Consider the following 16453-nt stretch of genomic DNA (forward strand, 5'->3'; position numbering starts at 1 on the left):
TGGAGGAAGAAATAAATGAAGAAAATTGCGAAAAAACGTTTCTTATTTGTCTCTATTTTCTGCTTAAGTTTATGCTTAGCTACTTTTTCAACTGTTTATGCTGAAGAAATAGGACAGATACAAACGAAGGCTGGAGTAGGGTTTTATGAATCTAGTAGCTCCGATAGTGGGACCGATACAACAAATACAACAGCAACATCGGCTACATCGGAAGCTGTCACAAAACCAAAAGGCAGATACCCATCAACAGGTGAACTAGTTAAAACTAGTTTAAGCATTAGCGGTTTGATTCTAGTTATCTTGGTTTTAATTCTCTTTTTACGAAAGAAAAAAGAAAAAAACACAGCAAGAAGGGAGCGTTAAAATAAAATGAAAAAAAAGCGCATTTTTATCCTTATTGTTGTAGCTATAGCGGTAACAAGTGTTAAACCATTAAGTGTATCTGCTGAAACAACTAGTCACTCAGGTAGTGGAACAGTGAAGTTCACGGGTGAGTACCCGAAAGAAATTGTTGATCCAGAACATCCTGATAAAGCTGCTGATCCAGGCTCAACGCCAACAACTGATGGACCGCTGAGGTTTGATTTTGTTCCTCATTTAAACTTTTGGAACAATGAAATCTCAGACAAAGACCAAACCTATTTTGCAAATGCACAACTATTTCTTGACGGAACAGGAGCAAGAGGGAATTTTGTTCAAATATCCGATTATCGTGAAAATAAAAGTGGATGGAGCTTACAAGTACGGCAAGAAACACAGTTGAAAAATGAGACAACCAAAAATAAAGAATTAAATGGTGCGGTCATTTCATTTGATCAATCGTGGACAAATTCGATCAATGATAGTATCTTTGCACCGATTGTGTCAAAAGAAGTTATTCGCATTAATAATATTGGCGAAACTTACGACTTAGCACAAGCAAAAGCTGGTACAGGTGAAGGGACGTGGTCTATTATCTTTGGCGCAACCATTGATAATCAACAAGGACGCAAAGACACACTCAGTCCGAGAATTAATCAAAATGGACAGCCAATCCTTGATCCTGATTTTAAGAATCAGCCAGTCTATCAAAACGAGGCAGTATCTTTAACCGTACCTGGGAAAACAAAAAAAGACCCAGTACAATATGAAACGGTGTTAACTTGGGTATTATCCGAGTTGCCATAAATTTAAAACAAATCCTAGGAGGAAACAAGAATGAAATTGACACACAAATTATGCGGAGCAGCATTATTAACAGTAATCGGAGTAGGACTAGCTTTACCATCAGTAGCAAAAGCCGATGGAGGAGATGCAAAAGTAAGCTCTTCAACAGGTAAGATTAAATTCAAACAAGATGGTACTGGAACTGATATTCCAACACCACCTGAAACAGATGGACCTGAAATCACACAACCACCGGTAAATCCAGATAACGGGCCTTTGAAAGTAATAACAATCGCACCTTTAGATTTCGGTACAAACGAAGTGACAACACCAACAGCTAACGGTTGGGAATACTATGCGAGCACATTTAAAACAACTGAGAAAGATAATGCAGATAATACTATAGAAATGCCTAACTTTGTTACTTTTAAAGATGAACGTGCAGATGATCTTCCAAATAAATATAAATTAACTGCAAAAGCAACGACGTTCAAAAATACAGCTGGAAAGGAATTAAAAGCAGCGACCCTTACCTACGATAATATTCGCTTAACAACGACAGGTGATGCAGGCCAAATTAATCCTACAGCTGCAGCAAAAACGCAAGTATTAGCAACAGATGGAACGACTCCTACTGAATTTGTAAATCAAGATGCTGATGATAAAGGCTTTGGTCGTTTTGATTTAGTCTTTGGTAAAATGGCAGACGGAAATGCAGATAAATCTGTAAAACTCTCTATCCCAGCTGCAAATAACAAATTATCAACAGCTAGTGAATATACATCAACAATTACATGGACAATTGCTGACGCGCGCTAAAAAAAATTAGCTCAAAAGTAAGTTTGAACAGGGTCATCAAAGAGTAAGATGGTGATCCTGTTCACTTTGAAAGAAGGAACGTGAAGAGAATGAAGAGAAAATATTTAACGTATATTACTATTATTTTATACATAGCGATTACTCTGATATGTAGGCCAAATGCTGCTTTTGCAAATGAAAGTAACAAACAAGATGCTAGCAGTGGTTTTAGCTACAAAGTAATCTACCCAGAAAATCAACATAAAGAAGTAAGTTACTTCGACTTAAGAATGACACCGGGTCAAAAACAAACGGTTGTAATCCAATTAAGCAATAGCTCTGATAAAGAGATTACCGTAGATGTAGGTCTAAACAGTACAAAAACAAACAGCAATGGTGTATTAGAAAATGGACCATCTAACTTAGAAAAAGATTCCTCTTTAAAATATGATTTTGCAGATATTGTGAAAGGAAAAGAATCAGTAGTGATTCCACCAAAACAAACAATTGATTATCCCATTGATATCACAATGCCTGAAGTTACATATGACGGTGTTATTTCAGGTGGTATTTATATGATTGAACGAGATCAGGAATCTGAAAAGCAAGAAGGCATGATTAAAAATAAATATGCCTATTTAGTTGGCATGTTACTGACTGAAACGGATAATGAAGTCAAACCAGACTTGAAATTAAACAAAGTTTATGCAGATTTAAAAAATTATCGTAATGCGATCATGATTGATTTTTCTAATATACAGTCTGCCTACTTAGATGATATGACGGTAGACGTTCAAGTAATGGGCGCAAAGTCAGATGAAGTTTTGTATGATACAAAACAAACAAAAATGCGTATGGCACCTAATTCTAAAATAAAATTTCCTGTATCGATGAATGGTGAGAAAATGGTACCAGGGGATTATCGAGCACATATTTTGGTTACAGCGAAAACTGGTGAAAAGTGGGAATGGGAACAGAAGTTTACGATCACTAATGAAGAAGCAGATAAGTTTAATCAGGAAGATGTCAGCTTATTGCAAGAAAACCGAATAAATTGGCAACTAATCATACTGATTATTTTTGGTGTATTGATGTTGATTGTGATCATCTATTTCATTGTTCGGACACTTAATAAAAAGAAAAATAAGAAGAAAATCAAAAACAAAAAAAAAGCACCTAAGAGTAAGAAACGTTAAGTGTTCATAGGAGGATAGAAAGATGTTATTACTAGACTGGGTATTTATTGCAACACTATCAAGTGCTATCCTCTTTGCATTGTTTTCTTTATTTTGGTTATTTCGTCTGTTTCAAACTCGACAACACTTAGGAGAGTTATCGCATGTGAAAACAAAAAATGCACGAAAACGAAAAAAAATTAGACGGAAGATAAAAAAAACAACTGTAAAGCGAAAAAAACAACGTCGTAATGTTATTGCTTGTCTTGTTCTGGCTCTTTGTTTATGTGCTACGGCCTTCTATTCTCGATATTATCAAGCAACTAATTTAGGTGAACGAGATTCAGATGGAATCGTTCAGGGCTATTATTTACTTAATGAAACGATCAATCAAATTAATAGGCTAAGTGAAAATAATAATTCTGAGAAAGCTGAAAATAATTTGCGTGAATTAGCAGCAAAATTGTCTAGCTTTGGAATGCGAGGAGCCGATGGAAGATTAACAACGGAAGGGCAGCGATTGTTGTCGAGATACTATAATCAAGTGAAAGAACTTGGCTTAAATTTAAACAATCAAAGCAGCGAAATGATCGAAAATCCACAGACACGTGAAGAATATATTCAAGTAATTCAAAAGACACAAGTAACACAAAAGAAAATTATAGACTACTTTAAAGTCAATGAGCAGGCATTACAGCAAAAAAAGTAAGTGGATGATGAAGATGTCAAACAAAGAAACATTGAAGAAAAAGCCACAAAAAAAGAATGTCACCCAATCAAAGGTTGATTGGGAAAAGCCAGCTAAAGAAAAAAAGGTAAAACTCAAAAAGAAGCGTATTTCTACTAAAAAAAACGCGCCAAAATCAATGAAAGAATTTTGGAAGGAAATCCTTTTAACAATGGTTGTTGTATCGTTTCTTTTCACGATCTGCTCATTCACGATTTTTACCTTACCGAAAGTAGAAGGCTATGGCATGACGCCTGTCTTGAATAACGGTGATCGTGTTTTTGTGAATCGTTTAGGCACGATCCGGCGATTCAAACTTATCTATTTTAGAATACCAAATAGTAAAGAGACATCTATTCGACGAGTGATAGGTCTTCCCAATGAACATATTCAGTATAAAAATGATCAACTATACATCAATCAACAAGAAATTTTTGAACGTTTTTTACAGAATCAGTTGGATCACGCCAAACAAAATGAAGAGTTAGTAACAGATGATTTTCAATTACAACAATTACCAAATGTAAAGTATGACTATATCCCGAAAGGAAAATACTTAATCTTAGGAGATAACCGCCCCTACTCTACTGATTCTCGTTACTATGGTTTAGTAGATGAAAAAGATATCATTGGGACGGTTGAGATGAGAATTTTACCGTTACATAAGCTAGTCAGTTTCTAATTAAGTATGCATATAGGTAAGAAATAATTTTTCTAAAAGTCGTTCATAAGTAAAAACTAAGTGATACTCAATCAAGAGACAACGAGTAAAGTGCTTATAAAATAAATAGTTAAAGAATTCAATGGAGTGTAAAAAATCGGTATAAGTTATTAATTTTGTGATAATCGGACTCGTCTTTTATTTCTATGTAATCAGATTGAATGGGTAAAATTTTACTGTTACTATTCGCTGAGTTGCTCAGGTAAGTTGACTAAAAATATATTAGTTAAAGGAGGTGGGCAAAGTATCATGAAACAGTTAAGAGCTAAAGCTTCACTGGGCATAAGTTTTAATAAATATGCACTTGCCAGTTTTATTATGCCCATTTTAATTTTAGGAAGTGTCTACTTTTCAATTGGGATTTATCCAGGCAGCAAATTGAGTATCCTAGCAAGTGATGCTTTTGGTCAATATTCAAATTTTTTTGCAAGTTTTAATACAATGATGAAGAGTGATAAAAGTATTGTATACTCGTGGTCAGGTTCTCTGGGGTTAAATTATCTATCTTTTATCAGTTACTATCTAGGTGGAATTTTTACACCGCTTGTTTATTTTTTTGATAATCAAAATATGCCGGACTTTATTTATTTTTTAACTTTATTGAAAATTGGATGTATCGGCGTATCTTTTTGTTTTTTTTCTTCTCGAACTTTTTGCATTCCTAAATGGGGAGATATGATGCTTAGTATAAGCTATGCATTAATGGGATTTACTATTGCTAATTCTGAAGTCATTATGTGGCTAGATGGTATTCTTTATTTGCCACTGATAGCTTTAGGAATCAATCGATTAATGGACTACCATCGTCCAGCACTATTATTTTTCGGTTATTTTTTCTTATTTATGTCCAATTATTATATTGGTTTCATGGTAGGTATCTATTCATTTATGTACTTTGTAGTACGGTTGTTGACAGATAAAAAGCGATATGCAAAGAAATTTTTCAGTTATTTGCTTACAGCCATACTTGCTGGTGGTGCGTCGATGGTATTACTTTTACCGGCAATGATTGATTTGAAAATGAACGGAGAGGCATTAACGGATATCGGCAAGCTAAAAACTGCTGCAACAGGACCATGGGACTTAGTGATAAAAAACATGATTGGTGTTTATGACTCCACTCGCTATGGCTCAATTCCGTTCATTTATGTAGGACTATTGCCAATCATATTTTGTGTATTCTTTTTCTCAACAAAAAAAATACCACGTTTAAGTAAAATTTGTTATGGAAGTCTTTTACTAGTATTGGTCCTTAGTTTTTATATAGAAGGATTAAACTTATTTTGGCATGGGTTTCATGCACCAAATATGTTTTTATTTCGTTTTAGCTTTTTATTTTCTTTTACAATTTTATTATTGGCAGGATTTGGTTGGTCCAACTATAAAAAAGAAGACTTTGAGCGGATTGTTAATATTTTTATAGGGTTACTTATATTTTTCTTGATTGTCCGTATTGTCACAGCAAAAAATGATGGATATGATTACTTGAGTTATACTTCTTTTATCTTGACGGTGTTATTTTTAGCTACTTATTTATCATTGTTCTTTTGGCATCATAAAATGAAAAGTAAAAAGATTCTTTTAATTGGTGTTTTCATAAGCATATTTCTAGTGGAGCTGAGTATCAATACGGCTTATTTAGTTAAGGGAATTGATGATGATTGGGGATATACAAACCGTTCTTTATATAATGAAGATTATTCAACTATTCAAAGCTTAGTCAAACAAGCGGAAAAAGAAAGTAATAATTTCTACCGATTAGAAAACGTGACAGCAATGTCTAATAATGAAAGTTTTCGCTACGGATATAGCGGTATTGGTATGTTTTCGTCAATTAGAAATCGCCACTCATCCTATTACATGAATACAATAGGATTTCGTTCAGCGGGTACAAACTTGCAGATTTATTATCAAAATAACACGTTAATTACAGATGCGTTGATGGGTATAAAATACAATATCGCAAACAAGCCAATATCAAAGGCGGGTTTTGAAAAAATTGGAGAAGAGGGCAAGAACTATTTATATGAAAACCAAAATGCATTACCTATGGGAGTATTAACAGACGAAAGAGTATACCAAAAAGACGTTTCCTCGAATCCAGAACAACTATTATCAGTTCTTTCAGGATTGGATGGAAAATTCTATAGGACGATTTCTCCAAAAATCGTTAAGATAGAGAATGCAGAGTTAACGACAGAAACAAAATATGGAAAAGAGATACTTGTTTTAAACGCAAAAGAAAAAGGGAAACCTATTAAGATTGAATGGAAAATTGAAATAGATGAGGCATCACAAGTCTATTTAGATATATTACCTGCAAGCTATGAGAATCTTAGTCAAACGAGAGTAGAAATAAATGCAGATAAACAACAATCAAACACATCAATGGTCAAAACGGGACAGTATTATTCTTTAGGAAACTATCAAAATAAACAAGAGATTACTGCAAAAGTAGCCTTTGAATATGTGGATATTTTAGAATTATTTGAACCGAAAGTGTTAAGCTTAAACACAGAAAAATTTGCTGAAGCTGCTAAAAAAGCACAGGAGAACGGTGTAGAATTTAGGGTGTCTGGACGAAAAGCTTCTGCTGAAGTGGTTACTGAAGATGAACAAGTTCTTTTTACAACAATTGCGGCTGATAAAGGCTGGAAGGCTAAAATTGATGGCAAAGAAGTAGCTATCCGTACAATCAATGATGGCGTTTTGAGCATCATGGTTCCTTCAGGAAAACATCAAATAGAATTTGTGTACTTACCACAGGGATTCAAGTTGGGAATGATGCTTTCAATTTGTTGTGTAGTAATTTTTGCTGGATATCAATATTTGTTATTTAGGAATAGCCAAGAGCGAAAGTTCAAATAAAGTCTATTTAGGTAGTTAAGATACTTGCAACTAAAATTATCTGGAATATAGATTCAAAAAAAGGTCATGGAATATGTAATGACCTCAAAAAGTCTAACTTTTTGAGGTCGGTTCATTAATCCAGACCTTTTTTATTTAAAATAAATGCTTATATTTGTTAATTCAGAATTAATACTCGCCAGAAAACAATTCATCCAATTGTTTTTGAACGTCTTTATTTTCTAAGAATTCATCATAAGTTGTATCCGCACGATCAACTACACCTTTATCAGAAACAGCGATGATGCGGTTTGCTAATGTTTGAATAAATTGATGGTCATGTGAGGCAAATAAAATCGCGCCAGTGAAAGCCATCAGTCCATCATTTAAAGCTGTAATCGATTCTAAATCCAAGTGATTTGTCGGATCATCTAAAACAAGTACATTTGATTTAGACAACATTAATTTAGAGAGCATCACACGTACTTTTTCGCCCCCAGATAGGACGTTGACTGATTTCAGTACGTCTTCACCAGAGAATAACATTCTTCCTAAGAATCCACGCAAGAAGGTATTGTCATCTTCTTCTTTGCTTGCAAATTGACGTAACCAATCTAAAATCGTTAAATTGGTATCGAAGTCTTTACTGTTATCTTTTGGTAAATAAGCTTGAGTCGTAGTAACACCCCAGCGTACGCTACCTGTATCAGGCGTGATTTCGCCCATGATCACTTTGAATAAGGTGGTTGTAACGATATCATTGTCAGCAATGAAGGCCACTTTATCAACGTTATTTAAAGAGAATGAGATATTATCTAAAATTTTCTTGCCATCGATCGTTACCGAAACGTTTTCCACATGAAGCAAATCATTTCCGATTTCTCTTTCAGGTGTAAAGCCAACGAATGGGTAACGGCGTGAAGACGGTTGAATATCATCTAATGTAATTTTATCCAACATTTTTTTACGAGAAGTTGCTTGTTTTGATTTTGATGCATTGGCACTGAAACGAGCGATAAAGTCTTGCAGCTCTTTGATTTGCTCTTCTTTTTTCGCGTTAGCATTTGATTGTAATTTTGCCGCTAATTGGCTTGATTCCAACCAAAAATCATAGTTACCAACATATAATTTGATCTTTCCAAAATCAAGATCGGCCATGTGTGTACATACTTTGTTTAAAAAGTGACGGTCATGGGAAACGACAATAACAGTATTTTCAAAGTTGATCAAAAATTCTTCTAACCAATTGATCGAACGAGTATCCAAACCATTGGTCGGCTCATCTAATAGTAAAACATCAGGTTTACCGAATAGAGATTGTGCAAGCAAGACTTTGACCTTTTGGCCGGCTGTTAATTCGCTCATTTTTTGGTCATGTAGACTTTCAGGAATATTTAATCCTTGTAGTAAAACAGCTGCCTCTGGTTCAGCTTCCCAACCGTTTAACTCCGCAAATTCACCTTCAAGTTCAGCTGCTTTGATTCCATCTTCATCCGTGAAATCTTCTTTCATATAGACAGCATCTTTTTCTTTCATTACTTCGTACAAACGTTTGTGACCCATGATAACCGTTTCTAGAACAGTGTTGTCTTCAAAGTCAAAGTGGTTTTGTTTCAAGATAGCCAAACGTTCATCAGGACCTAAAGCAACATTTCCAGTTGTTGGCTGAATATCACCAGATAAAATCTTTAAGAATGTTGATTTACCAGCACCATTTGCACCAATCAAGCCATAACAGTTACCAGGTGTGAATTTAATATTTACATCATCAAAAAGTTTGCGGTCTGAAAATAGCAAACTTACATCATTTACAGTAATCAATTGTTTTCCTCACTTCATATAGAATAGTTAAACCTCTCTGCATTATAGCGAGGAAACCCACATTTTTCAAGGAATTTCAGACTTTTTCAGAAATACCTTATAGTTTTCCCAAAAAGAAGCAGCTTAAAAATAATAGTGTTTCATGTGAAACATTTTAATAAAAAGGTTATCAGTGTACTTTTAAAACGATACACTGTATGATACACGTAAAATTAGTGTATCGTTTAATCGATTTAGCATTTGTTATTATGTGGCTCCACAGGCTAGTCTTTCAGAAAAAAGATAAATTAGGAATGAGGCAGAAAACACCTTAGTCATAATTTGCTATTTTCCAATCAAGACTGAACAAGCCTACGACACTTTTATTATCTATTTTCACGAGCTGATTCACATTTAAACGGAAAGGAGAAGTGGTGATGAAGCGTATCGAACGAATCTATCTTTATGTAAAAGAACAGACTGAAAGTTTAACGCCTAACGATGTTTCTTTAGGTGGTGGAGTGACAACAGGTGATGTTTCAGAAGCTCTAGATATCCAAAGAACCAATGCCAGCAAGGATTTAAATCAACTTGTTCGAGAAGGATTATTAGAAAAAACGGATGGACGCCCGGTCAAATATGTTGATAAAGGCATCTTTAAATATCAACCATTATCCAAACCAGTTAAAAGTTACCGGGAACATAGTTTAGTTGAAGCGTCTGCTACGGTCACTGATCCTGTACATAAACCAAATAAGAAATTTGCTGGAGAAGATATATTTAAAGGAATGATTGGTTCTACTGGGAGTATGAGAACGCCTGTTGAGCAAGCTAAGGCTGCGATTTTGTATCCACCAAAAGGGTTGAACTGTTTGATTACAGGACCAACCGGATCAGGTAAAACTTATTTTGCTCATGCGATGTTCCAATTTGCTTTGATGAATCAGGTAATCGATGCGAATAAAAAGCTGATTGTGTTTAATTGTGCCGATTATGCTCATAATCCTGAATTATTGATGTCTCATCTATTTGGTTATGCTGAAGGCGCCTTTACAGGTGCCACAAAAGCCAAAGAAGGGATCATTCATCAAGCTGATGGCAGTATTCTATTTCTTGATGAAGTGCATCGCTTACCGCCAGAAGGACAAGAAATGGTCTTTTACTTTATGGACCATGGTACCTATTCAAGATTAGGAGAAACGGTTAAGAATCGACGAGCAGATGTGCGAATCATCTGTGCTACAACTGAAAACCCAACCTCTTCTTTATTAAATACCTTTGTCCGTAGAATTCCGATTATCATTCAGTTGCCTAATTTTATTGATCGACCAGCAAAAGAAAAAATTGATTTGCTGAGAGTGATGATTTCAATGGAAGCTTCACGCATTCATAGAAAGATATCACTATCAGAAGATGTGGTGAAGGCGTTGATTGGTAGTGTTTCTTATGGAAATGTTGGCCAGTTGAAGTCAAATGTTCAGTTAGTAACGGCTAGAGGCTTTTTAAATCATATTGACCAAGATGAATTGACGATTACAATCGATGAGTTGACGGATAGTATCAAAGAAGGCATGATGCAATTGGCAAGTAATCGCGATGCATTAGCTGAATTATCCAAATATTTGGAGCCGCAAATGATCGTGTCTCCAAACGAGCCTTTAGTAACGATCCAGTCAGATGCTTATGAATTGCCGTATAATTTATATGAGATCATCGGAGATAAAGCTGCTTTATTAAAAGCAGATGGATTAGAGCAAGAAGTAATCAATAATTTCATCACGACAGATATCAATGTTCATCTAAAATCCTTTTATAAAGACCATGGATTTACTTTTGATACAGAAAATAAATTAGCTGAGATCGTAGATCAGCGAATCATTGATGTTACCAAAGAAATTTACAATTTTGCCAAACAAAAATTAAATTATAATTTCCAATCGAATTTTATTTATGCGATGAGTTTACATATCAGCTCGTTTTTAAAACGAATTCAAAATGGTGAGGAACGGCAGCATCAATTAAACGAAAATATTCGAAACATGGTGTTGGATTATCCTGTAGAGTTTGAAACAGCGCAAGAAATCAAACGAATCATTGAAATCAATTATCAAATGAAGATTCCAGAATTTGAAACGTATTATCTAGCGGTCTTATTGATTTCCCTTAGAGAAAATAAAGATGCTGGACGTATTGGAATCGTGGTCGCAGCGCACGGAAAAAGTACAGCTACAAGTATGGTACAAGTCGTATCACAGCTATTGAATGTTGATAATTTAAGAGCAGTCGACATGCCTTTAGAAATGCAGCCAAAAGAAGCTTTGCGTCAAATTGTCAATGTGGTGAAGGAGGTCAATGAAGATAGTGGTGTGATTCTTTTAGTCGACATGGGTTCTTTGGCTACATTTTCAGATGAAATAACCCGGCAGACAGGTATTGATGTACGAACAGTTGATATGGTCACAACCCCAATCGTATTAGAAACTGCGAGAAAAACAACATTGATCGATACACAGTTAGATTCATTATACGATTCTCTAAAGAACTTTCAAGGTTATGCAGGCATCCAGCAGGAAAGAGAAATCGATTCCTTAGCTCCGTGGAAAAAGCGCGTGATTGTCGCAATCTGTGCTTCTGGAGAAGGTACGGCAAAACGGATGAAAGAAATGATCGAAGCTTCTGTTCCACCTCAATTAAACTTAGAACTAGAAGTATTACCTCTTTCTATTATTGATATGAAAGAGCAATTAATCACCATTCAAGAAGAATATCGTGTGATTGCAGCAACAGGGATCACTGATCCTAAAATTGTAGTCCCCTTCATTCCAATGGAAACCTTCTTCTCTGGGGAAGCTGAATCTGTGATCAGTAAGCTATTATTGGATAGCGATATTGATATAGAAGCACAAGAAATGGATGAATTGGCGGCTAAAAAAATCTGTATTGATTATATGGAAGAAAGTTTCACGTTTATCAATCCTAAAAAAGTGATCGATCCTTTATGGGAATTTGCAGATATCATCCGAACAAAGCTGGATTTAAAGCTAGACTATTCCTTTTATGTGAATTTGGTCATGCATTTAGCAGGTATGCTTGAAAGAGTACTGCAACACGATACCTTGACCCTTACTGAAGAAGAGTTGAAACAGATTACGTCAGAACCTAGCTATGAGGTTGTAATGAAAGCTGCATTCTATTTAAAACAAACATTTAAGATAGATATGCCGTTGGAAGAAGTTTACTATGTCATTCAATTAATCAAAAATACACAGCTGAACCAAGCACAGAATACAGAGAATACACTAGATGCGATACACAAAGAAGATACACTATTTTAGTGTATCTTCTTTGTGTATTTTCTTAAATAATCCCTTAGTTTTTCATCTATTCTAACAATACACTAGTTTTGGCATGGAAATTGCTTTAAATAAGATGTAGGTGAATTCTATATGTCCTGCAACCATTTTTAGCTGATTTTGTTGGTCGTTATTTTGGCAATAAATGACCGGGCGTAGTATTTTGTTAATAAAGTATTAAGAATTGACTGAGCAGACTAATGAGTTGAAGGAGAACCAGACATGATGGATATTCGCTTAGTTCGAATCGATGATCGACTGATACATGGACAAGTTGCAACGGTTTGGACCAAAAGTACTAATGTAAACCGAATTTTAGTCATTAGTGACGCAGTTGCACATGATACACTGCGAAAAGCGTTACTTGTACAAGCAGCGCCGCCTGGTGTGAAGGTAAATGTCATTACCGTTGAAAAAATGATCGCAGCTTTTGCCGATGAACGTTTTGACAGCTTAAAAGTAATGTTGCTATTTACTAACCCAGAAGATGTCAAACGTGTAGTAGAGGGCAATGTCGTTTTTGATTCAGTCAATATTGGTGGTATGAGTTTTACCAGTGGCAAACGAATGATCACAAATGCCGTGGCTGTTAACAAAGAAGACATTGCAGCATTCAAGTACTTACATGATCAGGGGATTCAGTTGGAGATCCGAAAAGTAGTTGCGGATAACCAAGTAGATTTGATGGAATTGCTGAAAAAAGAACAGTTAGTGTAATTCTTTTTTTGGATTTCTATATAAATGACGTGCTGCACTGACTCAATGCTAATTGTCGTAGCTTATGCATAGAATTGGGAGGAGTGATCCAATTAGTGAAAGTGGTTGTCAAAGTAGTTTGAGTAATGGGTAATCATTAAGAAGCATCCGCGCTATCGATCATAAGGAATTGAAAACACAAGCAGAGTAACGCATTTTTTCTTTTATATATTTCTAGTAGTGTTTTTATCTGTTGATGATCGACGTGATGTAGTAGTTGAAAAAAATATAGGAGGTATCAAATTATGGTAGGAATTATTATTGCTAGCCATGGGGAGTTTGCTCAAGGCATTTTACAATCCGGTTCCATGATTTTTGGTGAACAGGAAAAAGTACAAGCAGTTGTATTGATGCCTAGCGAAGGCCCAGACGATTTAAAAGCCAAATTAAAAGCAGCAATCGCAACGTTTGATGAAGAAGACGAAGTATTATTTTTAGTCGATCTTTGGGGAGGAACACCGTTTAACCAAGCGAATAGCCTTTTTGAAGAACATAAAGACAAATGGGCAATCGTCAGTGGTTTAAACTTACCAATGTTGATCGAAGCATATTCGTCACGTTTTTCTATGAACTCAGCGCAAGAAATTGCAACGCACATTTTGGAAACTGCTAAAGAAGGCGTAAGAATCAAACCAGAAGAGCTAGAACCCGCTGAAGCACCAAAAGCTGTTGTGGAAGATGCTCAGCCTAAAGGTTCTTTACCTGAAGGAACAGTTGTCGGTGATGGCAAAATCAAATTTGTTTTAACTCGTGTTGATTCACGTTTATTACATGGTCAAGTCGCGACAGCCTGGACAAAGTCAGTTTTACCAAATCGAATCATCGTAGTTTCAGATGCCGTATCGAAAGATGATCTTCGTAAAAAACTGATCGAACAAGCGGCTCCTCCAGGAGTGAAAGCGAACGTTATCCCAATCAGTAAAATGATTGAAATTTCAAAAGATCCACGCTTTGGGAATACTAAAGCATTACTGCTATTTGAAAATCCAGAAGATGTAGTAAAAGTGGTTGAAGCAGGCGTAGACATCAAAGAAGTAAATGTTGGTTCTATGGCACATTCAGTCGGAAAAGTAGTCGTAAGTAAAGTATTATCGATGGGACAAGAAGATGTTGAAGCGTTTGAAAAACTTGAAAAGATGGGTGTTAAATTTGATGTCCGTAAAGTTCCAAATGATTCTAGCGCGAATATGGATGAAATCCTTAAAAAAGCGAAACATGAGTTAGCACAAGCACACTCAAAATAATCCAAAAATTCAAATGAAAATAGGAGGCTTATCATGTCTATTATAACAATTATTTTAGTAATTTTAGTTGCCTTTCTAGCTGGTATGGAAGGAATTCTTGATGAATTCCAATTTCACCAACCGTTAGTGGCATGTACCTTGATCGGTTTAGTAACGGGTAACTTAGAAGCTGGGATCGTTCTTGGCGGAACATTACAAATGATCGCACTTGGTTGGGCGAACATCGGAGCCGCAGTAGCACCGGATGCGGCCTTAGCATCTGTTGCATCAGCAATTATTTTAGTATTAGGCGGACAAGGTGTTAAAGGTGTTCCATCAGCAATCGCGATTGCTGTACCACTTGCAGTAGCAGGTCTTTTCTTAACAATGATCGTTCGTACACTTGCTGTGCCGATCGTGCATATGATGGATGCAGCAGCTGAAAAAGGCGATATCAGAAAAATTGAAATGTTGCACATTTTAGCAGTATGTATGCAAGGGATTCGTATTGCGATTCCAGCAGCAGCCCTTTTATTCATTCCGGCAGAAACGGTTCAATCAGCATTAGAATCAATGCCGGCCTGGTTGACTGAAGGTATGGCTATCGGTGGCGGTATGGTCGTGGCTGTAGGTTACGCATTGGTAATCAATATGATGGCAACCAAAGAAGTATGGCCATTCTTTATCATTGGTTTTGTCGTAGCGGCAATTTCTCAATTAACATTAATTGCACTTGGTGCTTTAGGTGTTGCGTTAGCATTGATCTATTTGAACCTTTCTAAAATGGGTGGTTCATCAAATGGTAGCGGTGGCGGAAGCAATACTGGTGATCCGCTTGGCGATATCTTAAACGACTATTAAACTGAAGGAGGAGAGAAGAGACATGGCAGAAAAAATTGAATTATCCAAAAAAGATCGTTTAGCCGTTGCATGGCGCTCTACATTCATTCAAGGCTCTTGGAACTATGAACGTATGCAAAATGGTGGGTGGGCATTCTCAATGATCCCAGCGATCAAGAAATTATATAAAACAAAAGAAGATCGTTCTGCGGCATTAAAACGTCACTTAGAGTTCTTTAACACACACCCATACATTGCGTCACCGATCCTAGGTGTAACATTAGCATTGGAAGAAGAACGTGCCAATGGCGCCCCTGTTGATGATGTAGCAATTCAAGGGGTGAAAGTTGGGATGATGGGCCCTTTAGCAGGTGTTGGTGATCCAGTCTTTTGGTTTACGATTCGTCCGATGCTAGGTGCGTTAGGCGCTTCACTTGCAATTGGTGGAAATATTCTTGGACCAATCATTTTCTTCGTCGCATGGAATCTTATTCGTTGGGCTTTCATGTGGTATACGCAAGAATTTGGCTATAAAGCAGGTTCTAAAATCACAGAAGACCTTTCAGGTGGATTATTGCAAGATGTCACCAAAGGAGCTTCGATTCTGGGGATGTTCGTACTGGCAGCCTTAGTACAGCGGTGGGTATCAATCAAATTTATTCCAACCGTTTCTACAGTTAAGCTAGATAAAGGTGCATATGTTGAGTGGGATAAGCTTCCAATCAATGGAGAAGGATTACAAAAGGCCTTTGAAGAAGTCGGTTCAGGTAAAGCACTCTCAGCAATGAAAGTGACAACTTTACAAGATAACCTAGATCAATTGATTCCAGGATTAGCAGCATTATTGCTTACATTCTTTTGTATGTGGTTATTGAAGAAAAAAGTATCACCAATCATTATCATTCTTGGTCTATTTGTAGTCGGTGTCGCTGGTCACGTTATCGGATTACTATAATTAAATCAAGTGTTTAATGAGACATACATTTAGGGCAAAACGGTTGACTAGTTTTGCCCTAAACTCTTTTACACAGCATGATCATCAGAATAAACGTATGCTAAATCGCATA

General features: G+C 36.0%; 13 protein-coding genes. 12 read left to right on the top strand and 1 reads right to left on the bottom strand.

All coding sequences use genetic code 11. From position 1 onward, the window contains the following. Window positions 1–15: 15 nt before the first annotated feature. The 7 genes from BCR24_RS04855 to BCR24_RS04885 all read left to right on the top strand — a co-directional run bounded on the left by BCR24_RS04855 (window position 16) and on the right by BCR24_RS04885 (window position 7435). On the top strand, window positions 16–363 hold the full coding sequence (locus BCR24_RS04855; protein WP_069639445.1) for an EF2685/EF0750 family sortase-dependent surface protein: 348 nt from the start codon (window positions 16–18) through the stop codon (window positions 361–363). Between the two features lie 6 nt (window positions 364–369). Beyond that, window positions 370–1167, top strand: a complete 798-nt coding sequence (locus BCR24_RS04860; RefSeq protein WP_069639446.1) for a WxL domain-containing protein — start codon at window positions 370–372, stop codon at window positions 1165–1167. Window positions 1168–1197: 30 nt separating this feature from the next. After that, a complete protein-coding gene (locus BCR24_RS04865; protein ID WP_069639447.1) occupies window positions 1198–1965 on the top strand; it encodes a WxL domain-containing protein in 768 nt (255 codons plus the stop codon). An 89-nt stretch (window positions 1966–2054) separates the two neighbouring features. Beyond that, window positions 2055–3140 carry a WxLIP family cell surface protein gene (locus BCR24_RS04870; RefSeq protein WP_069639448.1) on the top strand — a complete coding sequence of 362 codons (1086 nt, stop codon included), beginning with the start codon at window positions 2055–2057 and terminating at the stop codon, window positions 3138–3140. A 22-nt stretch (window positions 3141–3162) separates the two neighbouring features. Continuing rightward, complete coding sequence (locus BCR24_RS04875; RefSeq protein WP_069639449.1) at window positions 3163–3828, top strand: hypothetical protein; 666 nt, start codon at window positions 3163–3165, stop codon at window positions 3826–3828. 13 nt (window positions 3829–3841) lie between these two features. Next, a complete protein-coding gene (gene lepB / locus BCR24_RS04880; protein WP_069639450.1) occupies window positions 3842–4528 on the top strand; it encodes a signal peptidase I in 687 nt (228 codons plus the stop codon). A 288-nt stretch (window positions 4529–4816) separates the two neighbouring features. Next, window positions 4817–7435, top strand: a complete 2619-nt coding sequence (locus tag BCR24_RS04885) for a YfhO family protein (RefSeq protein ID WP_069639451.1) — start codon at window positions 4817–4819, stop codon at window positions 7433–7435. Window positions 7436–7603: 168 nt separating this feature from the next. Here the strand turns inward: BCR24_RS04885 and BCR24_RS04890 are convergent, their stop codons facing one another. Continuing rightward, window positions 7604–9235, bottom strand: coding sequence for an ABC-F family ATP-binding cassette domain-containing protein (locus tag BCR24_RS04890; protein ID WP_069639452.1), 1632 nt, complete (start codon window positions 9233–9235; stop codon window positions 7604–7606). 416 nt (window positions 9236–9651) lie between these two features. Between BCR24_RS04890 and BCR24_RS04895 the strand changes: the two genes are divergently transcribed. The 5 genes from BCR24_RS04895 (at window position 9652) to BCR24_RS04915 (ending at window position 16341) form a co-directional block, all read left to right on the top strand. Next, window positions 9652–12549 (top strand): sigma-54-dependent transcriptional regulator, encoded by a 2898-nt coding sequence (locus tag BCR24_RS04895; RefSeq protein ID WP_069639453.1) that lies wholly within the window; start codon window positions 9652–9654, stop codon window positions 12547–12549. A 240-nt stretch (window positions 12550–12789) separates the two neighbouring features. After that, complete coding sequence (locus tag BCR24_RS04900; protein ID WP_069639454.1) at window positions 12790–13284, top strand: PTS sugar transporter subunit IIB; 495 nt, start codon at window positions 12790–12792, stop codon at window positions 13282–13284. 284 nt (window positions 13285–13568) lie between these two features. After that, complete coding sequence (locus BCR24_RS04905) at window positions 13569–14567, top strand: mannose/fructose/sorbose PTS transporter subunit IIA (RefSeq protein ID WP_069639455.1); 999 nt, start codon at window positions 13569–13571, stop codon at window positions 14565–14567. A 33-nt stretch (window positions 14568–14600) separates the two neighbouring features. Then, complete coding sequence (locus BCR24_RS04910) at window positions 14601–15407, top strand: PTS mannose/fructose/sorbose transporter subunit IIC (protein WP_010762081.1); 807 nt, start codon at window positions 14601–14603, stop codon at window positions 15405–15407. Between the two features lie 22 nt (window positions 15408–15429). Next, the gene (locus BCR24_RS04915; protein ID WP_069639456.1) at window positions 15430–16341 is read left to right on the top strand and encodes a PTS system mannose/fructose/sorbose family transporter subunit IID; all 912 of its coding nucleotides are present in this window, start codon (window positions 15430–15432) and stop codon (window positions 16339–16341) included. Window positions 16342–16453 lie beyond the last annotated feature (112 nt).

Source organism: Enterococcus ureilyticus (genome assembly GCF_001730315.1).
GTDB lineage: Bacteria > Bacillota > Bacilli > Lactobacillales > Enterococcaceae > Enterococcus_L > Enterococcus_L ureilyticus.